Source organism: Ferruginibacter sp., from assembly GCF_028288465.1.
Taxonomy (GTDB): Bacteria; Bacteroidota; Bacteroidia; order Chitinophagales; family Chitinophagaceae; genus Ferruginibacter.
This window is the reverse complement of the sequence record NZ_JAQBNR010000057.1, coordinates 41,651-64,630: the sequence shown is the minus strand read 5'-3', so window position 1 is coordinate 64,630 and position 22,980 is coordinate 41,651. Positions and strand designations below refer to the sequence as shown.

At 41.6% G+C, this 22,980-nt stretch carries 18 protein-coding genes; 2 read left to right on the top strand and 16 right to left on the bottom strand.

The annotated features are described in order from the left end of the window. Positions 1-11: 11 nt before the first annotated feature. The 4 genes from JWR61_RS22400 to nirB all read right to left on the bottom strand — a co-directional run bounded on the left by JWR61_RS22400 (position 12) and on the right by nirB (position 5,989). Entirely contained in the window at positions 12-1,316 is a 1,305-nt protein-coding gene (locus JWR61_RS22400; protein ID WP_301929939.1) for an MFS transporter, read from the bottom strand. A 45-nt stretch (positions 1,317-1,361) separates the two neighbouring features. After that, on the bottom strand, positions 1,362-2,888 hold the full coding sequence (locus tag JWR61_RS22395; RefSeq protein WP_301929938.1) for an alginate export family protein: 1,527 nt from the start codon (positions 2,886-2,888) through the stop codon (positions 1,362-1,364). A 204-nt stretch (positions 2,889-3,092) separates the two neighbouring features. Continuing rightward, on the bottom strand, positions 3,093-3,449 hold the full coding sequence (gene nirD, locus JWR61_RS22390) for a nitrite reductase small subunit NirD (RefSeq protein WP_290335451.1): 357 nt from the start codon (positions 3,447-3,449) through the stop codon (positions 3,093-3,095). 38 nt (positions 3,450-3,487) lie between these two features. After that, entirely contained in the window at positions 3,488-5,989 is a 2,502-nt protein-coding gene (gene nirB / locus JWR61_RS22385) for a nitrite reductase large subunit NirB (RefSeq protein WP_301929937.1), read from the bottom strand. Between the two features lie 325 nt (positions 5,990-6,314). On the opposite strand from nirB, the gene JWR61_RS22380 reads away from it, so the two are divergent. Next, positions 6,315-7,001: a Crp/Fnr family transcriptional regulator gene (locus JWR61_RS22380; protein WP_301929936.1), complete on the top strand. Its 687-nt coding sequence runs from the start codon at positions 6,315-6,317 to the stop codon at positions 6,999-7,001. A gap of 169 nt (positions 7,002-7,170) precedes the next feature. Here the strand turns inward: JWR61_RS22380 and JWR61_RS22375 are convergent, their stop codons facing one another. The 12 genes from JWR61_RS22375 to hemH all read right to left on the bottom strand — a co-directional run bounded on the left by JWR61_RS22375 (position 7,171) and on the right by hemH (position 21,326). Then, on the bottom strand, positions 7,171-8,628 hold the full coding sequence (locus tag JWR61_RS22375) for a nitrilase-related carbon-nitrogen hydrolase (RefSeq protein ID WP_301929935.1): 1,458 nt from the start codon (positions 8,626-8,628) through the stop codon (positions 7,171-7,173). A gap of 66 nt (positions 8,629-8,694) precedes the next feature. Continuing rightward, complete coding sequence (locus tag JWR61_RS22370) at positions 8,695-9,519, bottom strand: helix-turn-helix domain-containing protein (RefSeq protein WP_301929934.1); 825 nt, start codon at positions 9,517-9,519, stop codon at positions 8,695-8,697. Between the two features lie 214 nt (positions 9,520-9,733). Further along, entirely contained in the window at positions 9,734-11,407 is a 1,674-nt protein-coding gene (cysI, locus tag JWR61_RS22365) for an assimilatory sulfite reductase (NADPH) hemoprotein subunit (RefSeq protein ID WP_301929933.1), read from the bottom strand. An 85-nt stretch (positions 11,408-11,492) separates the two neighbouring features. Beyond that, a complete protein-coding gene (locus JWR61_RS22360; RefSeq protein ID WP_301929931.1) occupies positions 11,493-13,187 on the bottom strand; it encodes a sulfite reductase flavoprotein subunit alpha in 1,695 nt (564 codons plus the stop codon). After that, the gene (cobA, locus tag JWR61_RS22355) at positions 13,171-14,025 is read right to left on the bottom strand and encodes a uroporphyrinogen-III C-methyltransferase (RefSeq protein WP_301929930.1); all 855 of its coding nucleotides are present in this window, start codon (positions 14,023-14,025) and stop codon (positions 13,171-13,173) included. The genes JWR61_RS22360 and cobA overlap by 17 nt, the downstream gene beginning before the upstream one ends. A 198-nt stretch (positions 14,026-14,223) precedes the next feature. Then, on the bottom strand, positions 14,224-15,135 hold the full coding sequence (gene cysK, locus JWR61_RS22350) for a cysteine synthase A (RefSeq protein ID WP_301929929.1): 912 nt from the start codon (positions 15,133-15,135) through the stop codon (positions 14,224-14,226). Positions 15,136-15,289: 154 nt separating this feature from the next. Further along, positions 15,290-16,123, bottom strand: coding sequence for a serine O-acetyltransferase (locus JWR61_RS22345; protein WP_301929928.1), 834 nt, complete (start codon positions 16,121-16,123; stop codon positions 15,290-15,292). Between the two features lie 115 nt (positions 16,124-16,238). Then, positions 16,239-17,480, bottom strand: coding sequence for a sulfate adenylyltransferase subunit 1 (locus tag JWR61_RS22340; protein ID WP_301929927.1), 1,242 nt, complete (start codon positions 17,478-17,480; stop codon positions 16,239-16,241). A gap of 150 nt (positions 17,481-17,630) precedes the next feature. Further along, on the bottom strand, positions 17,631-18,539 hold the full coding sequence (cysD, locus tag JWR61_RS22335) for a sulfate adenylyltransferase subunit CysD (RefSeq protein ID WP_301929926.1): 909 nt from the start codon (positions 18,537-18,539) through the stop codon (positions 17,631-17,633). A 60-nt stretch (positions 18,540-18,599) separates the two neighbouring features. Beyond that, complete coding sequence (locus JWR61_RS22330) at positions 18,600-19,331, bottom strand: phosphoadenylyl-sulfate reductase (RefSeq protein ID WP_301929925.1); 732 nt, start codon at positions 19,329-19,331, stop codon at positions 18,600-18,602. 213 nt (positions 19,332-19,544) lie between these two features. Further along, positions 19,545-20,066 carry a CopD family protein gene (locus JWR61_RS22325; protein ID WP_301929923.1) on the bottom strand — a complete coding sequence of 174 codons (522 nt, stop codon included), beginning with the start codon at positions 20,064-20,066 and terminating at the stop codon, positions 19,545-19,547. Positions 20,067-20,300: 234 nt separating this feature from the next. Further along, complete coding sequence (hemH, locus tag JWR61_RS22320) at positions 20,301-21,326, bottom strand: ferrochelatase (RefSeq protein ID WP_301929922.1); 1,026 nt, start codon at positions 21,324-21,326, stop codon at positions 20,301-20,303. A gap of 405 nt (positions 21,327-21,731) precedes the next feature. Between hemH and hemA the strand changes: the two genes are divergently transcribed. Continuing rightward, on the top strand, positions 21,732-22,964 hold the full coding sequence (hemA, locus tag JWR61_RS22315) for a glutamyl-tRNA reductase (RefSeq protein WP_290335438.1): 1,233 nt from the start codon (positions 21,732-21,734) through the stop codon (positions 22,962-22,964). Positions 22,965-22,980 lie beyond the last annotated feature (16 nt).

Sequence of the window (22,980 nt, the reverse complement as noted above, 5' to 3'; positions counted from 1 at the left end):
TCAGACATCCTTTAAACTGTCTGCAATTCCGCCGCACTCACCTCAACTGCTTTTTCTGTAACCGCAAATTTTGTAACCAATACAATCAATGAAACTCCGATTACTGCAAAGCCAATGTATTGAAATGCTTCCAGGTAAGTAATGGTAGACGACTTAAACAAAAAGCCAAACAACATACCACCTACGTTACCACCGGCACCTACAATACCGCTTACCATGCCTACATTTTTTTCGTTTACAAACGGGGTAATGGCATACGTAGCGCCATTGGCCATTTTAAGAAACAAGGCAAATGAAATCATGCTCACAATAGCCATCGGCAAAGAACCTGCTTTTGCAAAAAGAATGATGCCACAACCTTCCAACAATAACATGATTGCCAGTAAAATCCCCTTCCCCTTCATACCATATTTCTTACCCACTTTATCTGCAGAAATACCACCCAGCGCCCGGGCGAAAATATTCATAAAACCAAAGGCGCCTGCCCAAAAACCTGCTGAACCCTGGCTCAATTTAAATGTATCTGTAAAGTGCAATGCAGCTACGCCGTCAAATGTAATTTCCATTCCAAAACAAACAGAGTAAGCCAATGCCAGGCTCCATACACGCCAGTCGCTTAGTATGCTCCAGTCTGTTTTGCCAGATGCTTTTTTTACACGATTGATGTCTTCATAATTTCCTTCGGGTGTATCTTTTGTAAACTTAAAATATACAAAAGCCATAATCAGTAACATCACACCCGGAATGATCATTGCGTAGCGCCATGCTTCGCCTTTTGTATACCCAAAACCTACGATGGCAGCGAATATAACCGGCATCAGCATGTTGGTGACACCACCTCCTAAATTACCCCATCCACCTGCAACTGCATTGGCTGTTCCTTTAACATTGGGTGCAAACATTACAGAGGTATGAAACTGCGTAATAACAAATGATGCACCTATAACACCAATGGCCAAACGAAATAAAAGAAATGAAGTATAGCTATGCGCCAGTCCCACCAGCATCACCGGAAAAGCGCCAATCAGCAACAAAGCGGTGTACGTTTTTCTTGGTCCCCAGCTATCGCACAATTTACCAATCAGCAAGCGGGCAAATATGGTGGCAGATACCGCAGCAATAATGGTATTACCAACCTGCGCCTTGCTTAAACCCAAATCAGCACGAATAGAAGGCATCAACGGCGCCAGGCCAAACCAGCCAAAAAAACAGGCGAAAAAAGTTAGCCAGGTAATGTGAAACGTGCGCATCTGAATGCCTTTAAAACTGAGCACATTTAATTTGGTAAGCGGGTGGTTATTTATGATAGATGACATGTGTTAATTTTTTATGGATGAAATATTTTTATTGAACAGTACCGGTTATTTAAATAAGAATTCAGGTTTAATGGTGATCATCAGGTAAGTCCACGTACCTGTAAGCTTTGCTGAGTTAGGCGTAATATTTTTTGCATACTCCATGCTTTTTGTTGCAGCCATTACACTAAATCCGTACTCCAATGTGGTGACCTTATTCAACGCATAAGTTGTTACCAAATCAAACTCACTACCCAGGTATTTGTTGATGGCGGTACCACCGGTATTTTTTTGATCCTTCGCCAAACTGAAATAGTGATAATCCAAAGCCGCAGTAAAGCGTTTGGCTGTACTGTTGTACTTTACTTTAGCAAACGGATTGCTTAAACCTCCTGTTGGTGAACCGGTAGCCACATAGAAATAATCCATTAACCCCCAGAATTTATGCGGTGTACCATACAAGGGATCAAAGCGATGATTGGTAGTTGAAGAAGAGAAGGCATCATTTCCTGAAACGTAGTCCCACCCTGCAGTATAGGTAAATTTATTTTTTGTGTAGGCAAGTGAAAGAGTAGAAGTATAAGCGCTTATTTTTTGCGCATCCCTGTCCTTGCCTGCCTGGTAATAAACGCCCGCTGTTAAAGCAAAAGCTTTGTTCTTATCTAAAATGCTGTTTAATAAAATACCGGTTGTAACCCTGCTGTTAACGCCTTTCTGATTAAAGCGTCTTCCGTAAATATAACCGGTATCTGAACCTGCTATATTCTTAACAGAGTCATTAATATATTTTCCAAAATGATCCGCCAACACCAGCCCGGTTACTTTTGTCTTATTGAAGGTTTTGGCGACATATAAAAATTGCAGCGCTTTATAATCCTGGTACAAACCATTGGTGGAAGGCATTGCCTGTAAAGCCGGAGCTCCTGTTTTGGAGCTCAACCCTGCCGCATTGCTCAGCGGAATAAAAGCGGAAGGTGTGGCTGCCAAATTACCGCGACTGTCTTTTACATAAGGCGCAACGTTGGCGGGTGTATAAAAGGTGCCGTTGTAATTAAAGGCATCTGTATTTTGGTTAAAGGCAAAACCCATATCGGCCTGCCAGCCCTTATTCAATAATTTAAAAACAATGGCGTCATGGCGGCGTGCCTGTTGCAGCCAGTCCAGGTTACCAAGTAAACGGCTGTCATCATACAATAATTCCTGGCGGCCGATTTTCACACCAAAATAATCCACGGCGGAATGTGTAAAGGAAGTATCCTTTTTGTTGGCCAATGCAATTTCTGCCCAGGCTTCGTGTACCCCTAATTTGCTGCCATCGGCATTGCTGATGGTGGATGCATCCTGTCCCCAAACCCTGATGTCCTGCAATGATGTCTGGAATATAATGTGGTTCATTTTGTAATTGAAGGTGAGCCTGCTTCTTTGCGATGTAAAAAAGGCGGCGCTGTTGGATGCTGGTTTTAGCGTTCCGGCGCCATCTCTAAACTCTGTTCTTGTTCTGATTTGACCCGTGACAGTTAGCTGTGCCTTTACCGGTTGAAGCAGGCAGAAAAAAAGTACTGCCCCCGATAATTGCCTGATAATTTTTTTCATGTTAAATTTGGTTTGATTTTGAAGGTGATTACTTGCCTTTCTGAATTAGGGCCCGGACAGACTCGACTCTTCCGGGTCCACTTTTTTTTAATGCTTATTTAAAAAGAAGCATCGTGGTTAATTTTTTTCGCTTTTATTTTTCCATAAGTGTGAAAGAAATTTAAAGGTGAAAAAAATTGTTTTTATCAATAGTCATACAGCAGATCATGATTGAGCAACGCCTATAAATACGTTGTTGCCTTCCACCTTTACTTCATAGGTTTTAATACTGCATTCATCGCCGGTTAAACATTCGCCTGTTTTTAAGGAGAATGTTTTTTTATGAAACGGGCAGGCCACTTTTGGCTCCTCGCTTTGAGAGCCAATCAGGCCGCGGCTTAAAGCCATTTGCTGGCGGTGCGGACATTCATTCTGCGTAGCATACCACTCTCCTCTTCTTGCAAAATGAAACAGCGCAATCTGGTCATCATTGTATTTTACACATACACCGCCATTGGTAGGCACGTCATTGGTTTTGCAGGCTAAAAACCAGGTAATATTTTTTTCAATTGTAGCTAACATGGACTTATTTTTTATGAGTTAATAAAAAGTGCTTGAGATTATTTCCAATCACGAACCTTTTTCTGATCCCGCATCTCTTCAAAAACAACAGTGGGATCTTTTACTTCAGGGGCGTTTACAAAATGGTTGAAACGCTTTCTGATCTCCGGATTTTCAATCGCTTCCTTCCATTCGCATCTGTAACAATCCACCAGCACCTGCATTTCTGCTTCCCATTGTTGCGACATGCCCAGGCTGTCGTTGACTACCACATTGCGCAGGTAATCTATGCCGCCTTCCATTTTATTTAGCCAGGTAGCCGTTCTTGTAAGCGTGTCGGCTGTTTTTATATAGAACATCAAAAAGCGGTCGATGTATTGGATGCAGGTTTCATCATCCAGGTCCGTTGCAAGCAGCAGGGCATGTTGTGGCTTGCTGCCACCGTTGCCGCATACGTAAAGATTCCAGCCTTTTTCAGTGGCGATGATGCCAAAATCTTTACTCTTTGCCTCAGCACATTCACGAATGCAGCCGCTAACACCGCCTTTAATTTTATGCGGCGAACGAAGGCCACGATACCGCTCTTCAATGCGAATGGCATAACTCACACTATCGTGTAACCCGAACCTGCACCAGGTGCTACCCACGCAACTTTTTACTGTACGCAATGATTTTCCGTAAGCGTGGCCGCTTTCGAAACCAGCGTTAATTAGCTGCTCCCAGATAGCAGGTAAATCATTCAGGTGGGCGCCGAACATATCAATGCGCTGGCCGCCGGTAATTTTTGTGTAGAGATTATATTGTTTGGCAACCTGGCCAATCACAATTAGTTTATCGGGCGTAATTTCTCCGCCCGGAATACGCGGTACAACAGAGTAGGTGCCGCCTTTTTGAATGTTGGCTAAAAAACGATCGTTACTATCCTGCGCCGTGTCGTTGCCTTTCTTCAAAATCATTTCACCCCATAAGCTTGCCAAAATAGAAGCTACCGGGGGTTTGCATAATTCACAACCATCCCCCTTGCCTAGGTGATCCAATACTTCGTCGTATGTTTTTAATTCATGAATTTTTACCAGGTCAAATAATTCCTGGCGGCTGTAATTAAAATGCTCGCACAATACATTGCGCACGTACTTTCCCTGCGCTTTCATGGTATGCAACATAATATCTTTTACCATCGGAACGCAGCCACCACAGCCGGTTCCGGCCTTATTGCATTTTTTGATAGCATCAATTGTTTCGCAGCCCCCTTCTGTTACCGCACCGCAGATCATCCCCTTGGTAACACTTTCGCAACTACAGACAATGGCTTCATCCGGCAAGCTTAATACGCCGGCACCACCATCACTTTCTCCACCCCGCGATCCTAAAATAACATCTTCCGGATTGGGCGGAAGCACCACTTTATTCTTAACGGTTTGCAACAACATATTGTATTGTTCTGCATCCCCAATTAAAATACCACCCAGCAATTGTTTACCGTCACCGGTTATATTGATGCGTTTGTAAATACCCTTCATGGTATCTTCAAAAACTACGCTGCGTACATTATCGCCCGCAACAAAGGGATCGCCAAAACTGGCAACGTCTACACCAATTAGTTTTAGCTTGGTACTCATATCATAAGCGCCAAACACTTTATCTCCATTGGTTAAATTATTGGCTACCACATCCGCCATTTCATAACCTGGAGCGACCAACCCGTACACCATGCCTTCAAACAAAGCACATTCACCAATGGCGTAAATGGATGGATCGGTTGTTTGTAATTTATTGTTGACTACTATGCCACCACGGGTGCCTGTTTCGAGGCCGCTGAGTTTTGCCAGTTCATCCCTTGGCTTAATTCCGGCAGATATCACGAGCATATCTACTTCAATTTTTGTATCATCTGAAAACAACATTCCGTCGATACAACCATTACCGGTAATTTCAGCAGTGTTTTTACTTGTATGAATTTTCAGACCAAGGGTTTGCAGTTTGGCCTTTAAAATATTGGAGCCCGCTTCGTCAATCTGGCGGGGCATTAAACGGGGAGCAAATTCTATTACATGCGTATCGGTAATACCCAAATCAATCATTGCTTTGGCAGCTTCAAGACCCAACAAGCCACCACCTATTACCGCACCTGTTTTTGCTTTTTTAGCATAGGCGGTCATCATCTCCAGGTCTTCAATAGTGCGGTAAATAAACACACCATCTTTTTCAACACCCGGTATGGGGGGAACAAAGGCGGAAGAACCTGTCGCCAGGATCAGCACATCATATGATTGTGTAATACCTTTAAAAGAATGGACGGTTTTGTTGGATCGGTCGATCTGTTGAATGGGATCGCCTGTATGAAGGGTAATATTATTTTCGGCATACCAGGAGGCAGGCGCCATCAAAAGATCATCAGCCGTTTTACCTGAAAAGAATTCACTCAGGTGAACACGGTCGTAAGCCGGGCGGATTTCTTCCCCAAATATGGTAATCTCAAAACTGGCTGCAGTTGCTTTGGCAACAAGTCTTTCACAAAACTTGTAACTTACCATTCCGTTTCCAATGACTATAATTTTCATATAAACCTTTTTAAGGATTAAAAATTATAGCAAGCAATCGTATTAAAAATAAATCTATCTAATAATTATTTTTGGCAAGTCAGATAAAAACATCAATTATTATGATTTATATCACAATTTTACATCACAAAATGGAATAAAACAAATTTATATTTCTGTTATATATTTATGTATATTTTTATAATATGTTTTATCTCTGGCCATACCATTGCTATTCAATAGATTTTAGCTTTTATTATCAGCTATTTGTGTGGAAAATTATTTTTTTAATGCGGGGTTAGCCTAATTTCGCCTCGGTAAAAAAACATAGTGTAATTTATTTTATATGAAAAAACCAAAAAAGGAATGTGATTTAAAAAGTTGCATGTATTGCCAGTTATGTATAGCTGAATGGCTGCCTGCTATCGATGTAAACCGGCAGGTGTTACACATAAAAAAAGGTGAGTTGCTTTTTAAAGAGGGAGATGTAATGACCGGAATTTATTTTGTAAACAGTGGTACGGTAAAAGTACACAAGCAATGGGGACAAAAAGAACTGATTGTGCGCTTTGCGAAGGATGGTGATATTGTGGGGCACCGTGGTCTTGGTGCCGATAGCATTTACCCGGTTTCGGGCACTGCACTGGAAAATGTGACGGCATGTTTTATTCCACTTGACTTTTTCATGTCGTCATTAAAAATCAACTACGATTTTATGCAGCGGTTGTTGTTATTTTTTGCAGAAGAATTAAAGCAATCAGAACGCAAAATGCGCAATATGGCACACATGAGTGTAAAAGGGCGTGTAGCCAATGCACTGCTGATCTTAAAAAGTAAATTTGGAGTAAAGCCAGACGGCCATATTGATATCCTGCTGAGCAGGCAGGATCTTGCTTCTTATGCCGGCACTACCTACGAAACCGTGTTTAGAATTATGAGCGACCTGGCTGAACAACAACTGTTGAAAGTAGATGGAAAAAAGATTACGGTATTGAATGAGCAGGCATTGCAAATGCTGACGCTCGATGAATGAAAACGAGTAAAACTAACATCGAATTTGCAATAATACATACACGCATTGTTGCATGCTTTGTATCGCATAAATTAAATCCAATTATAACCCCTGATATCTTTAACGAACAAAGCAACAAGTGTTTTCAAGCTGCGATTTAGACATGCTTTGGTTAAGAAAAATTTACACACTACCGCTCCTTTTTTCTTACTAACATCCAAATGAATAAAACAGCGGCCACAGTCAGTATCACTCCAAACCAGTCACCAAAACGGGAGTAAATTGTTTTTTTATTTACGGTTGTAACTTCACCTATCAGGGAAGTTTTTGTTCCGCCCGAACTATTAGCTTCTGCAGTAACCCTTCCATAACAATCGCTGATGGTTAACCTGCCTTGTCTTGCAGATCTCACTTCTGAAAAACCGTTCTCAACCCCTCTTAATATGGCCATCCGCGAATGAAGCCAATCGTCAACCGTAAAATCCCATGCCGGTATGCATATGACTGTTGCGTTACTAGTTCCGTAAGTTTTAAGATAGTCAGGGAAGTCAAGATCTTTGCAAATAGCCACTCCTGCCTGTTCTCCGTTAAATTTAAACATTCCCGTTTCAGTGCCCGGCGTAAATTGGGATTCTAATCCATTTACCAAATGAACTTTATTGTAATCCAACAAAACGTTGCCTTCTGCATTTATTACCAGGGCCGAGTTTCGCTCTTGCACATTTTTAAAATTTGTATAGCCCGTAACTATTGTTACCTGATGCTGTTTTGCCGTACTACTTAAAATACCAATCGCGGCAGCACTTGTTTCCCCATTTATATTAATTGCCCTTTCCGGAAGAACAACCAATTTCGCTCCCATTGCTGCAAGCCTGGCAATTTCCTGCGCATATTTATTGATATGCAACAATTCATTTTGAAAGTCGATATCCTTTCCCATTTTATGCAAGCTTTCATCCAACACCACAAGCCCAATCACAGCTAATTTTTGTTTAGAGTTGTTGTCAATTTGAATAAATCCGAAGACAAAAACCAATGTCACCAGCGTAAAAGAAATAATCGTCAACGGCCAGCGTTTGTTTTTTCCTTTCCGGTAATACCAACCAACTGCCAGGGCTGAAGGAATGAATGTAACCACAAAGGTGATACCCAGTATACCTGTTATAGATGCGATCTGAATGACAGGCAAAAAATCGGATTGTGAATAGGCAATACTCGCCGCAGTTCCATCCGGTGAAAATTTGATTAATAACAGTTCGAAGGCCGTGAAGAAAACAGGAAAAGCAAAAACACAAAACCATTTATTTATTTTGATAACCGTAGCCCTGCTAAGCGTTACTATTATGGCGAAAATAAGGGGCAGTGCTAAAGTAAAAATGATAGCTGGCACCAGGCCGGCAACAATTTTCAAATAGTGGAACCAGCTTAGCCTGCCGATTAAATAGCCTGCAAAAGAAATAAAAAATGTTTGCCTGGCTGTTACACCAAATGAAACGAGTAATACAGGTACTGGCGCAAGCCACAGAAGATACCAGTAATTTCCGCTTAATCCATTCGACAAATACCAGCATACACCCGGTACAATAATGGAACCGGCAATAAGTACTTTCTTTGAGAAGCGGCTATTCAATTGCTTATCAGGTTGCATGCAGGCAGACGTTTAATTGTATAAACCTCAAAACTAGCTTTGTTTGTCAATGAAAAATTGTAAAATTTAGACAGCCTGGTGGTGGATAAGGAAATCGGCTATAGTATGATTTTCGGCTTGAAATTGTTTGGGCCTGGTGCCGGCAAACTGGCGAAAGTCTTTAATAAAATGTGATTGATCGTAGTAACCACAATCATAACAAATGGAGGTAAGGGAATTTTGATTTGCCTGCATTTGCCGGATTGCTTTGTTGAACCGCACAATTCTTTGATAATATTTTGGCGTGTACCCAATATTTTGCAGAAAGGCCCGCTCAAGTTTTTTATAATAAAATTCGTTTTCATTACATAACGCATTCACGGTAATATGGTCTTTATGTCGAATGGTTTCTACCGTTTTATTACAAGCCAACCATTCGTTTGTTGGAACTTTTAATATTTGAGTTATCAATTGATCCAACAAATAAATTCGTTCAGCATCCTTCTTCTTTTCGAGCAACCGGGCTTTCCAATTCTCTACAGCCATATCGAGCACCTCGCCAGCAGGTACTATTTTATTTAACATATCTGCCGCCGGCATTTTTGCTAAAAGACTAATACCACCGGGTTTGAAACGGACCCCCAAAAGGTCGGTAGCTCCATTTTGCCTGGTATAATAAATATGGCTTCGTTGCCCCATAATAAATGTATCAGGAACAATAGACCCAGGCAGCAAATCATCAGACAGTAAAAACTGCATAGCATTGCCAAAATAAAAAATCAACTCAGCACGGCCACCCGGGATCAACCGTTCCAAAGGAGACATGGTCATTGCAGGAGCACGGCATACCCAGTAACACTCTATCAAATGGGCCAGCGCCTCAGCAGGTTTATATTGAGTATATGTAATCATTTATCACGGTAAAAAAATTGATATTCTGATTAAGGTAGAAACTTAGACCTATTTTGTCGGGACTATCAACACTAAAATACGGTATTTTCGGTTGTACCGGGTTAACCGGTGACCAGCTCTGTTCGTGATATCTCCTATACTCTAAAAACAAAAAATCTGCACCGGACAGGCACAGATTTTTTCGATTGGACAAATATCCATCTGTTACAATAATTTAATTCTTCTGTACATATTTACGGTAACTGAAGTCGCCAAAATTTTCTTTGCCCTTTCTCTCTTTTTTGAAAGCTGCAAATAATACATCCAGCTCCGCCAACAATCCAGCTTCATCCAGGCTTTCTTTGTACAATGTGTTTAGGCGCTCACCTTCATTATCACCGCCAATGTGCAGGTTATACCTTCCGAGTGCAGTGCCTACAAAACCAATCTCGGCAGCGTATGGTCTGCCGCAACCATTGGGACAACCAGTCATGCGCATAATAATTCCTTCATCCTGCAGCTGGTGTTTTAGTACCAGCGGTTCAATTTTAGAAATCAGTGTGGGCAGGTAACGTTGCCCTTCCGCCAATGCCAGCGGACAGGTTGGCAATGCCACACAGGCAATTGAATTTTTGCGCAGGTGACTAGCGGCTTCTGTATGTTCAATAATCTTAAACCGCTCCAGTATTTCGTTGATGGCTGCTTTATCCTTATCCGCCACATCGCTGATGATCATATTTTGATTGGAAGTAAACAGGAAATTGCACTTGCCGGTCCTGGCCACTTCCAGCAAAGCAGTTTTCAGCGCCAGCTTTTCATCATCCAGTACCCGGCCGTTTTCTACAAATAAGGTATAGTACCAAACACCCTGTGCATTTTGCAGCCAGCCATAACGGTCGGCCCTTTGCGTAAATTCGTAAGGTCTTGCTGGTTCCAGCTTAAAGCCAGTGCGTTTTTCCACTTCCGCCCGGTATGCTTCTACGCCCATATTATCCAGGGTATATTTGAGTCTCGCCAGTTTCCTGTCGCTGCGGTTACCAAAATCACGCTGCACCGTAATGATTTCATAAATGGTCCTCATTACTTTTTCCTCCGTATCCACAAAACCAATGGTGGTACCTAGTCTTGCGTAAGTAGAAGGATTACCGTGTGTGGTTGACAAGCCACCACCAATGGCGATATTGAAGCCCTTTAATTCGTTGTTTTCTATAATGGCAACCAGGCCGAGATCATTGGTAAAAACATCCACATCATTGTTCGGCGGAATGGCAATACCAATTTTAAATTTCCTGGGCAAATACCTGTCCTGGTACAATGGATCTTCTTCTTCATTCTTCTCTGCTATCTTCTCTTCATCCAGCCATATTTCATAATAGGCTTTTGTTTTAGGCATCAGGTAGCTGCTGATTTTATCTGCGTAGGCAAATACCTGTGCATGTATCGGCGATTCACCGGGATGAGAGGTACAACTTACATTACGGTTAATATCGCCACAGGTAGCGATAGAATCAAGACCAGCCTGGCTAAAAGACTGTATGGTGGGCCTTATTTTTGATTTGATCAATCCATGCAACTGTACGGTTTGCCGCGTGGTGATTTTAATTACGCCGGTACTGTTGTCGAGCGCAATTTCATTGGCAGCGATCCATTTTTTAGCGCTGATAGCACCGCCGGGCAAACGCAGTCGGATCATGAAGGTGTAAAGGCGATCCAGCTTTTTTTCCGCACGTTCTTCTCTCCTGTCACGATCATCCTGCTGGTACATGCCGTGAAATTTTATTACCGCAGTATCATCTTCCCTTATGGCGCCGGTAATTTCATCGTGCAGACTTTGCGGAATAGAACCCCGCAAACCATCACTGGCGGTTTTTATTTTTTCTATTGCAGATAAATTATTTTTTTCTGACATGGTAATTTTTTAATAACGCTTCTAATCTGGTTTCTTTAAATTGCTCTCGTCCTGTTCTCCCACTTGGAGGAGTTAGACGGGGTTCTTAATAAACATCCTTTTCATACCGGCCTTCTTCTTCCATCAATTCCACATATTTCTTTGCCTCTTCCAGTGATTTGTTACCCTGCTGCTGGATAATTTCTATCAATGTATTCTCCACATCAATGCTCATTGGATCTTTGGTGCCGCAGATAAAAAATGAGGCGCCGCTATTGATCCAATCATATACTTCAGCAGCGTGCTGCAGCATTTTATGCTGTACGTACAATTTAAAATGCTGGTCTCTCGAAAACGCAACATTCACTTTTGTAAGCACGCCTGTTTCAACCCAGTTCTGTATTTCCGTTTGGTATAAAAAGTCGGTAGCAAAATGCTGGTCACCAAAAAACAACCAGTTTTTTCCTGTGGCGCCGGTTGCATCCCGTTCTGATAAAAACGACCGGAAAGCGGCGATACCAGTACCCGGACCAACCATGATCATATCTTTATCATCGGCCGGCATCCGGAATCTTTTATTGGTCTGAATAAAAAATTTCTGTTCGGTGTTCACCTGCAACTCACTTAAATAAGTGGAGCAAAGGCCATACCTCTTTTCATCATTGATGGTATAAGTATCCTTGACTGCAAGGATATGCACTTCGCCCTCATGCGCAGACGGTGAAGAAGCAATGGTATACAACCTCGGAGAGATCGCATTCATCTTACTCACAATGGTTTCAAACTGCGCTGCATCTTTTACCGGGTAAATTTTTAATAAATCCAGCAAATCCATTTTCGTTGCAGGAATATCTTCACCGGTTATTTCCGCATATTGTTTTACCAGGCGCTCGGTTAAGTAAATGATATTGATCTTGTATTTCAACAGATCATAAATGCTCACCTCTTCATTTTTAAATACGATCTTTTTTGTACCATCTACTTTGGCTACAGTAAGAATATCTTCCACCACCTTTGTTGGATTCTCCGGCACAATGCCTACCGAATCGCCGCACTGGTACTGCAATCCTTCAGCCGCTATTTCAATATGATAGGTTTCTTTATTTGAACCGCGGTCGTTTAAATTTACTTTTGTGAGTACCGTACCAGTATAAATTTGCTTACCTGTTTTTTTTGCCGCAATGGTTGCCGGTGTTGAAGCAGGAACAAGCGTGGTGGCTGTTGAAAGGCTTTTCAATACATTGCTGAACCAGCTGTTGGCTTCTTCCTCATATTCCACATCACACTTTTGCATTGGTGCAATTCTGTTGCCACCCAACTTATTAAATTGCTCATCTACTTCTTCGCCAGTTTTACAAAACAAAGGGTAAGAAGTATCGCCCAAAGCAAGCACGCTATACTTTAATTTTTCCAGCTTAAAGCCATTCTGGTGGATATGATCGTAAAACTTTTTTGCGGCAACGGGTGGCTCGCCTTCGCCATGCGTGCTCACAATGGCTAATAAATATTCTTCTTTTATCAGGTCAGTTAAACGGTATTGATCCATCCCTACTACCTTGGCATGAATGCGTTGTTGTTTTGCCTTAGCTGCAAAGTCAGCTGCCAGCCTTTTAGAATTGCCGGTTTCAGTACCATACACAATGGTGATTTTACTTACAGCAGGTTCAGCAACAGAAGACGTTGCAGAAGCCGGTTGCTGTTGAACCATACCATTCAGGTAGCCATTCATCCAGATCAGTTCGTCTTTACTGGCTGAACCAAGCAGGTCTAAAAAAAGTTTCAGTTTATTCTCTGCCAGCATTTGTTGTTGCTTTTAAAAGGTTATCATCCGGAAGAACCGGTTTAAAATAATGATCAGTACTTGCCGCATCGGGCAACCAGGCATATTTTTCATGAAGTGCTACCACTTTGCCGATAATGACCAGCGAAGGCGAAATAAAAGAACGTCCTTTTAAATTCATTTCGTAGTCGTATAAAGAACTGATGTGTACATGTTGCAACGGCGTTGTAGCCTGTTCTACCACCGCCATTAATTTCAGCGGATCAATATTGTATTTTACCAGGTTGGCCACTACATTATCCAACGTTTCTGACGACATGTAAAAAACCAATGTATCAGTAGTTTGTGACAATTCCTGCCAGTAGGCGTCTGTTACAATATCTGATTTATAAGACGTCAGCAAACGCACCGCTGTAGAGAGTCCTCTACCCGTTAATGGTATGCCAGCGTAAGAAGCCGCACCTAGCGCTGCTGTTACGCCCGGTATAATTTCGTAGGGAATATTGTGCTCTGCCACAGTTTGCAATTCGTCTAAAATATTAGAGAAGATAGACACGTCTCCACCTTTCAGGCGCACCACCAGCTTGCCTTGCAGTGCATATTCCACGATGTAGGAATTAATGCTTTCCTGTGGTGTGCTGTAGCCCCGACGGCACTGTTTACCTACATAAATAACCTCAGCATCTTTGCGTACATACCTGTCTAAAATATCCTTGCTTACCAATCTGTCTGTCAACACCACATCAGCCGCTTGCAGGTAACGTGCCGCCTTGACGGTGATCAATTCAGGATCACCGCAGCCTGCACCTGCCAGAATTACTTTACCGATATGTTGACTGGTTTCGTTCATTGCCCCCATCCCCTGAAGGGGAGTTTGATTTCATTAATTTTTAAAACTTTTATCTATCGTCAATTTCTCTTTCCCCTTTTCTTTTTCACCTCATCCCTACCCTTCTCCTTTAGGAGAAGGAACTGGAAGTTGGCGGTCTAAAAACCTGCTGCAAACTTCGTTTAGACCTCCTCCATTCCTCCCCCTTTGGGGAGTCAGAGAGTGCTTTTAAAACAACCCCTCAATCGATAAATACCTTTCACCGGTATCGTAGTTAAAGGTCAGTACTTTTGAACCGGCTGGAATTTCTGCCAGCTTTTTAGCAACTGCTGCCAGTGAAGCTCCGGTTGAAATACCTGCTAAAATACCTTCTTCTTTGGCCAGTCTTTGTGTATATGAAAATGCATCATCCTTGCTTACCTGTATTACGCCGTCTAGAATGTCTTTATTTAAAATCGAAGGTGCAAAACCTGCTCCAATACCTTGTATCGGGTGTGGTCCGGGAGCGCCACCACTTAATACGGGCGACAATTCAGGCTCAACTGCAAACACTTTTAGGTTGGGGAATTGCTTCTTCAATATTTCCGCAACACCGGTAATATGGCCACCTGTACCGACACCGGTAATAATATAATCCAGCCCTTCGGGAAAGTCTGCAGCAATTTCCAGCGCTGTTGTTTTACGGTGTACTTCTGTATTGGCAGGGTTATCAAACTGCTGTGGCATCCAGGCATTGGGTGTTGATGCGGTTAACTCGCCTGCTTTTTCAATGGCGCCTTTCATCCCTTTTTCCCTTGGTGTCAGCACAAATTCTGCGCCGTATAAAGCCATCAGCCTTCTGCGTTCAATGCTCATACTTTCGGGCATAACCAAAATAATTTTATAGCCTTTAACAGCCGCAACCAAAGCCAGTCCTATACCTGTGTTACCACTGGTAGGTTCAATAATCACACTATCCTTATTTAATAAACCTTTCAGCTCTGCATCTTCAATCATAGCGAGTGCAATACGATCTTTAATGCTTGCGCCCGGATTTGTTTTTTCCAGTTTGATCCATACTTCGTGCTGATCGCCGTACAGTTTATTAAGGCGTACATGAGGCGTGTTGCCAATGGTTGCTAAAATGTTATTTGCTTTCATTTTATGATGGTTTAATTAGTGTCTGTTGATGTTTTAATTATTTGATTATAACTGTTGTTCTGTCTCCGCCAGGTTAAAAGTTCATCAAAGCTATTTTTGTACAAGAGGGCGATGCAAGAATGACGACCATTGCCTCACCGGCCCGGACCAGTTTTTATATTACAAAATTGAGCGCCTCTGGTAAAGGATTATTATCCCTTATTGATACCTCACTTTTATGATATACGATTGAATATGGCAACACCGAATTGGTAAGCCATACATTTCCTCCGATCACGCTGTCGTGGCCAATCACCGTATCGCCGCCCAAGATGGTCGCACCTGAATAAATGATTACATTGTCTTCGATGCTCGGGTGCCTTTTTGGCTTTACCTGGATTTTACTCACACTCAGTGCACCGAGCGTTACGCCCTGGTAAATTTTTACATTGTTGCCAATGTGCGTGGTTTCACCAATTACAATTCCGGTTCCATGATCAATAAAAAACGATGACCCAATTTCGGCACCAGGATGAATGTCAATACCGGTTTTGCTATGCGCATATTCAGAAAAAATACGCGGCAATATTTTTACTCCCAGCAACACCAATTGATGTGAAAATCTGTAAACAGCCGTTGCATAAAAACCAGGGTACGCCATCAACACTTCTTCAATTGTTTTGGCAGCAGGATCTGATTGTAATATTGCTTCAGCGTCTTTCAGTAACAGGTCGTATATAGCCGGTATGTTTTCAAAAAATAAATCGGTAACGGATTGTGTTTGTTCACCATCGGCATTTACATCATAAATGAGTGCTGATAAATGACTTTTATACGATTCAAATTCTTTTGTGAGCTCGTACTGCGACATCCTTTTTTGCTTCTGCGGTATGAACAAAAATTCAAAAAATCCGTCAATAAATTCCTGCGCCAGCTCCTTATCCGGAAAGGCTGTAGTAGCCTGCTGGTGCTGGTTGTAGAGACATTGTATGAAGTTGGATGTTACCACTTTTTTAGTTAAGAGTTATAAGTTATGAGTTGTAAGTCGTAAGTTCTAAGTTTTAAATACAGACCCCTCAAGCTTAAAGATTTTTTAATTATTAATTTTTTAATTCTCTAGTTTCCTATTGTATCATACAAGCTCCAACTGTTACATTGCTTGTTTCATCAATCAAAATAGCACCGCCGTTTACCCTTAGTTTTTTGTACGAATCAAATGGAACCGGTGAGGCTGTTTTAATTTTTACTTTTACGATGTCGTTTAAACCGGCTTGTTCAGGTGCCGGCTCTTTTAACAGTGAATTTACATCCAGCTTATATTCTATTTCTTTCACAACGGCTCTGGTAACACGGCTGTTGATTTGCAGTAGATATTTATTGCCTGGTATCAATGGTTTGTTGCCCATCCAGCATAATAAAACATCCAGTTCATTTTCTACAGATGGTTGATTATCTTTCAGAACTATTACATCGCCGCGGCTGATATCGATATCATCATTTAAATGCAGTACCACGCTTTGCGGCGCAAATGCTTCTTCTACTTCTTTACCGCCAATTTCAATCGCACTGATGGTGCTTTCCAGGCCGGACGGCTGAACAGTTATTTTGTCGCCCTTTTTATAAATACCGCTGATTACTTTACCGGCATAACCGCGATAATCATGCAGCGCTTCTGTTTGCGGCCGGATGACATACTGCACGGGAAACCTTGCATCGGTATAATTGATGTCGTTAGCTACTTCTACATTCTCTAAAATGTGCAGTAGAGATTCACCTTCATACCATGGGAAAGCCGGTGATTTTTCAACAATATTATCGCCATTGATGGCGCTGATGGGAATGTATTTAATATCCATTAAACCCAGTGAGGTAGCCACTTCCGCATAATCAATTACAATATTGTTGTACACATCCTGAGAGTTATTTACCAGGTCCATTTTATTGATGGCTACTACCACATGTGGCAGGTTTAACAACGATGCAATGATGGAGTGGCGACGGGTTTGCTCCACTACACCATTGCGGGCATCAACCAAAATAATCGCCAGGTCGCTGTTGGAAGCGCCGGTTACCATGTTGCGGGTGTACTGGGTGTGCCCCGGTGCATCTGCAATAATAAATTTGCGCTTTGGTGTGCTGAAATATTTGTATGCCACATCAATGGTAATGCCCTGCTCTCTTTCGGCACGCAAACCATCGGTTAATAAAGCAAGGTCTATTTCACCATCTTCTTTATTTTTACTTTGCTTTTCAATTGCTTCCAGTTGGTCAATCATGATTGATTTGCTATCGTACAGCAAGCGGCCAATCAAAGTACTTTTTCCATCATCAACACTGCCTGCGGTTATAAATCTGAGTATGTCCATTGTTATATGTAGTTGTAAACTTTAGTTGTAAGTAATAAGTTTTAAGTCAGATTATAAGTTATAAACTATTTATGGCTTCAGGTGCTGAAAAAAGGTGGCAAATTATACGCTGCATTTCAACTTATAACCTATAACTCATAACTTATAACTCTAAAAATATCCGTTCTTTTTCCTGTCTTCCATTGCTGCCTCGCTTACCCTGTCATCAATTCTTGTTTCACCTCTTTCGCTGGTTTTGGTTGCGATGATTTCTGTGATGATGTCATCAATATTGCTGGCAGTAGATTCAACAGCCGCTGTACAGGTCATATCACCCACCGTTCTGTACCGCACTTTTTTTACAGATACTTTATCGGTTTCATCCAGCTGGATAAATTCAGATGTGGCTACCAGTTGCCCCTGCCATTCGAGTACTTCCCTGTCGTGTGCAAAATAAATGGAGGGCAATTCGATTTCATTTCTTTTGATGTAATTCCAGATATCCAGCTCCGTCCAGTTACTGATTGGGAATACCCTGACGTTCTCGCCCTTGTGTATACGTCCGTTGTATGTGTTCCATAATTCCGGCCTTTGCAGTTTGGGATCCCATTGACCGAACTCGTCTCTTACAGAAAAGATCCTTTCTTTGGCCCTTGCTTTTTCTTCATCTCTCCTGGCACCGCCGATGCAGGCATCAAACTTAAATTCTTCAATGGTATCCAGCAAAGTATAGGTCTGTAACGCATTACGGCTGGCAAACTTTCCTTTTTGTTCGGTTAAGTTTTTTTCTTTGATGGTGTCAGCTACACTTCTTACTATCAGTTTTTCACCAATGCTGTTGGCCAGGTGATCCCTGAAATCCAACGCTTCCTGGAAATTATGACCGGTATCAATGTGCACCAGCGGAAAAGGAAATTTACCGGGACGAAATGCTTTTAAAGCAAGATGCACCAGTACAATAGAATCTTTACCACCAGAAAAAAGCAAGGCTGGTCTTTCAAACTGGCCTGCTACCTCCCTGAAAATGTGGATGGATTCCGATTCCAATAAGTCTAAATAATCTAACCTGTGTTGACTCATACTTATTTTTTGGGCGAACAAAGCAACGGTTTTCAAAGCTTTGATTCACGGTGATATTTTTTAATTTTTTGCTGCTGGTTCTTCATGCACATGAAGACCGCATTCTTTTTTATCTGCATCCTCCCACCACCAGCGGCCAGCCCTGAAATCTTCACCCGGTCTGATGGCTCTTGTACAAGGCGCACAACCGATGCTTACAAAACCTTTATCGTGCAGTGGGTTGTAAGGAACATGATTTTTGTTGATGTATTCTTTTACCTGTTCTGTTGTCCAGTGTAAAATAGGGTGATACTTAATAATTTTATTGGATTCGTCCCACTCTATAATCGGCAAGTCATGCCTGTCGGGTGAATGCTCCGCCCTTAATCCTGTTATCCAGATCGCATTACCAGCCAGTGCCCTTCTTAATGGTTCTACTTTACGAATGAAGCAACAATCTTTCCTGTTTTGAACAGATTCATAAAATGAATTGGGGCCTCTTTCTTCAACGAGTTGTTGTAGTGTGCCCTGGTTAGGATAGTAGGCTTTTATTTTAGTATTGTATTGCTCGTTGGTGCTGTTCCATACAGAATACGTTTCTGCAAACATACGTCCTGTATCCAGCGTAAATATTTTTACAGGTAATTGCTTACTCAAAATTTCGTGCGTAATAACCTGGTCTTCAAAGCTAAAACTGGATGAGAATGTAACCCGTTCCGGAAACTGCGTAGTGAGTGATTGTAAAAATTCAGCGATGCTTAGTCCATCTAATTGATGGAGTAATTGGGAAACGTTGTCTGGTGTTGAAATCATGCGTTAAAAATAAATTGTGGTAAAATAGTCTGCAAAAAATTTAGCCAAAACTTAATGTATCAACAGCAACAACACTTATTACTGCAACATTTTTGATACTGCATTATGGAAGGAAATAGAAGCATAGTTTATTATAAGTCTACCTAAATGATGGACAAATATACTTTACAAAACCGAAATAGAAAATTTTTTATTGAGGCCCGCCCGGTAAAGTTATTTACGGAGCGTTTTATAAATTCGGATGGCTGCAAGCAGGATGGCGATAAAAGCCACCAAACCAATCATGCCCCACAGCAGGCTCATGCTTTGTTTGACTGTTACCAGCATTACAATGGCGAATAAAAATACCGTAGCACCCTCGTTCCATATACGCAACTGCTGTGACGTATATTTAAAAATGCCCTTGCTTTCGTCTTTATAAATTTTATGCAGCGTAAAATGATAGGCGTATAAACCGGCCACCAGCGCCAGTTTTATCCACAGCCAGGTGGGGATGCTGCCAAATAGGTAAGCCACCCAACTACCAAAGATCAGCGTAAGGATGGCAGAAGGCCACGTGATGCCCAGCCACAGCCTTTTGATCATAATGGAAAACTGGTCGGAGAGAATTTGCTTTTCAAGTTCATCTTTTTCCTGCGCTTCTGTATTATATATAAACAGGCGAACGATATAAAACATACCGGCGAACCAGGTTACAATAAAGATAATGTGTAGTGCTTTGATGTAGAAATACATAATATGGCTGATGTCTGATTTTTTGATGTCTGATTTCTTTTGGTTTGCTGCGCATGTCCTTTATTGACAGAGCCTGCTAACCGAAGTATTTATTTTTGATACAACGAGTCTATAAAAATAATTAGCTATCTGCCCGGCTGTACTTATTTAACTTGGTTTGAGAAAAATTTGGAGGCCGCCACACACATAATATTCTTTCTCCCGGCATACCCTACAAAATCAGACATCAAAAAATCAGGCATTTAAAGAGAAGTTTTTCACCCAGCCCGCCAAAACATCTACCCATAAAGGGTTCGTATTCAAACAGGGTATCATAGTAAACGCTTCGCCGCCGGCGCCCATAAATTCTTCTTTTCCCCTTACATCAATTTCTTCCAATGTTTCAAGACAATCGCTTACAAAGGCGGGACACAGGATAAGTATTTTTTTTATACCTTCTTTTGGCAGTTCAACCAACCGTATATCGGTAAAGGGTTCCAGCCAGCCCTTACCTAACCGTGATTGAAAGGAAATACTGTATTTAGTTGTTGGAATATTCAATTGTTCCATTACCAGCCTGGTGGTGGTAAACACCTGGTGGCGGTAACAATGGGCATGTGCCGGAGAGGCTACCTCACAGCAGTTGCTTATTTTTAAACAATGGCTTCCGGTAGTATCGCTTTTGCGGATATGTCTTCCTGGTATGCCGTGGTAGCTAAATAAAATATGATCATGTTCTTTCTGCAGGTAAGGGCGGATATTTTCTGCCAGCGCATGGATATAATCCGGCTCATTGTAAAATGGCGGCAAAAATTGCAGCTTAAACCTGTAGTTATTTTGTTGGTATACTTCTTTGGCTGATTCAACCGCGGTTTCAAAACTAGACATGGCATAATGTGGATAAAGTGGAATGGCCAGTACTTCTTCCAGGTCCGGGTTTTTATTTTGCAACTCATCAAAAGCGGCTTTTGGCGATGGATTGCCATAGCGCATGGCAATGGTTACCGGTTCATCCACTTTAGCCTGCAGCGCCTGTTGTAACTGCTTTGTTAGTACCACCAGTGGAGAACCTTCTTTTGTCCAGATGGTTTTATAAGCTTCGGCACTTTTAGGAGCCCGGAAAGGAACAATAATACCATTTATTAAAAAGAAACGAGCCAGGAAAGGAATGTCTATCACCCGCTCATCCATTAAAAATTCTTTCAGGTAACGTCGCACGTCTTTTACTGCGGTTGAATCCGGTGAACCCAGGTTCATTAAAACAATTCCTTTTTTTGCCATGACTTGAAAATGATTTGCAAATGTAACCACTGGTTTTGCTAAAAGTTCATCCGGCCAAAATATTGTTGCCATCAATATTTTGAACAGCATTGTGAAAGCTTATAACTAAATCAGCTGGTATAATGCTTTTATTAAATAGAATAAAAAACGTTGGAAATACAAGCGCAACGAAGGTTTGAAAGCCAGCCAATATTTAAATAATAAGCACTTTAAAAAACCTGACAATAAAGTGACAAATCCAACTGCACCACATCATAAAAGATTTCGTTTATGTACCCGTGGATAGATCATATTTTAAAATGATACTTATCATTCCGCAAAATGACAAAGCAATGACACAGAAATTAGTTTACAACAACCCACGCAAGTAATTTTGTGCAATCAACAAGTAATTAAGAAATAAGGATGCCCGGACAGCAACATACAGATATTTCCACTTTTTTTATAGCAGGCATTAACTATAAAAAGTCAGATGCTGCCATTCGTGGACAATATGCTATCAACAGCGATCAATACGCCTCCCTGCTCTCGCTGGCTCCCCAGTATGGTATTAAAGAATTATTTATTCTTTCAACCTGCAATCGCACTGAAATTTATGGTTTTGCGCAAAGTGCCCAGGACCTTTGCAAACTGTTGTGCAGCCAAACGCAGGGATCACTCGACAATTTTACTGAACGGGCATATATAAAAGGCGGCAAAGTGGCTATTGAACATCTTTTTGATGTGGCTGCCGGATTGGATTCTCAAATACTGGGCGATTATGAAATTATTGGCCAGATAAAAAACGCGTTTAAATTTTCAAAACAGCATGCTTTCATCGGTGCCTACCTGGAAAGAATGGTGAACGGGGTATTACAGTCATCTAAAATGATTAAGAATACAACGGAACTAAGTGGAGGAACCGTATCAGTTTCTTTCGCTGCCATTCAATATATTAAGGAACACGTTCCTCACCTGGCAGATAAAAAAATATTGTTACTTGGTACCGGCAAAATCGGTCGTAATACCTGCAAAAATTTAGTAGATTACCTGGGAACAACAAATATTACCCTCATCAACCGCACTGAAAGCAAAGCGGCGGAACTGGCTGCGGAGCTAGGTCTGCAATATGCCCCACTCGAAGACCTGGCTAACCAGATTGATGAAGCTGCTATCATTCTTGTGGCTACCAATTCGGCAGAACCTGTTATTTTGGAATCACATGTAATCAATGGCACTGATAAACTGATCATCGATTTATCTATTCCTTATAATGTAGAAACAGCCGCTCACCTGCTACCCAATGTTACATTGGTAAATGTAGATGAGCTCTCAAAAATAAAAGATTTAACACTGCAAAAAAGAATTGCAGAAGTTCCCAAAGCAAAAGCCATCATTGCAGAACATATCAATGAATTTTTAAACTGGCACCAGATGCGCAAAAACGTGCCTGTTTTAAAAGCAGTGAAAATAAAGCTTGAACAAATGCAATCCTGCAACTTGTATATCAACACCTGCTTTTCCAATATTGCCTCCCCCGGTTGCCCGGCAGCTGACGAAAAAATTCAAAAAGTAATCAACGGAATGGCTGTAAAAATGCGCCATCATAACCAACGTGGCTGCCATTACATTGAAGCCATAAATGAGTATATTGCCTGAGCGCAAATAAATTTAC

Excerpts from the sequence above, each read along its gene's own strand:
- JWR61_RS22400 (WP_301929939.1), bottom strand. The coding sequence starts at position 1,316 with ATGTCATCTATCATAAATAACCACCCGCTTACCAAATTAAATGTGCTC.
- JWR61_RS22395 (WP_301929938.1), bottom strand. The coding sequence starts at position 2,888 with ATGAAAAAAATTATCAGGCAATTATCGGGGGCAGTACTTTTTTTCTGC.
- nirD (WP_290335451.1), bottom strand. The coding sequence starts at position 3,449 with ATGTTAGCTACAATTGAAAAAAATATTACCTGGTTTTTAGCCTGCAAA.
- nirB (WP_301929937.1), bottom strand. The coding sequence starts at position 5,989 with ATGAAAATTATAGTCATTGGAAACGGAATGGTAAGTTACAAGTTTTGT.
- JWR61_RS22380 (WP_301929936.1), top strand. The coding sequence starts at position 6,315 with ATGAAAAAACCAAAAAAGGAATGTGATTTAAAAAGTTGCATGTATTGC.
- JWR61_RS22375 (WP_301929935.1), bottom strand. The coding sequence starts at position 8,628 with ATGCAACCTGATAAGCAATTGAATAGCCGCTTCTCAAAGAAAGTACTT.
- JWR61_RS22370 (WP_301929934.1), bottom strand. The coding sequence starts at position 9,519 with ATGATTACATATACTCAATATAAACCTGCTGAGGCGCTGGCCCATTTG.
- cysI (WP_301929933.1), bottom strand. The coding sequence starts at position 11,407 with ATGTCAGAAAAAAATAATTTATCTGCAATAGAAAAAATAAAAACCGCC.
- JWR61_RS22360 (WP_301929931.1), bottom strand. The coding sequence starts at position 13,187 with ATGCTGGCAGAGAATAAACTGAAACTTTTTTTAGACCTGCTTGGTTCA.
- cobA (WP_301929930.1), bottom strand. The coding sequence starts at position 14,025 with ATGGGGGCAATGAACGAAACCAGTCAACATATCGGTAAAGTAATTCTG.
- cysK (WP_301929929.1), bottom strand. The coding sequence starts at position 15,135 with ATGAAAGCAAATAACATTTTAGCAACCATTGGCAACACGCCTCATGTA.
- JWR61_RS22340 (WP_301929927.1), bottom strand. The coding sequence starts at position 17,480 with ATGGACATACTCAGATTTATAACCGCAGGCAGTGTTGATGATGGAAAA.
- cysD (WP_301929926.1), bottom strand. The coding sequence starts at position 18,539 with ATGAGTCAACACAGGTTAGATTATTTAGACTTATTGGAATCGGAATCC.
- JWR61_RS22330 (WP_301929925.1), bottom strand. The coding sequence starts at position 19,331 with ATGATTTCAACACCAGACAACGTTTCCCAATTACTCCATCAATTAGAT.
- JWR61_RS22325 (WP_301929923.1), bottom strand. The coding sequence starts at position 20,066 with ATGTATTTCTACATCAAAGCACTACACATTATCTTTATTGTAACCTGG.
- hemH (WP_301929922.1), bottom strand. The coding sequence starts at position 21,326 with ATGGCAAAAAAAGGAATTGTTTTAATGAACCTGGGTTCACCGGATTCA.
- hemA (WP_290335438.1), top strand. The coding sequence starts at position 21,732 with ATGCCCGGACAGCAACATACAGATATTTCCACTTTTTTTATAGCAGGC.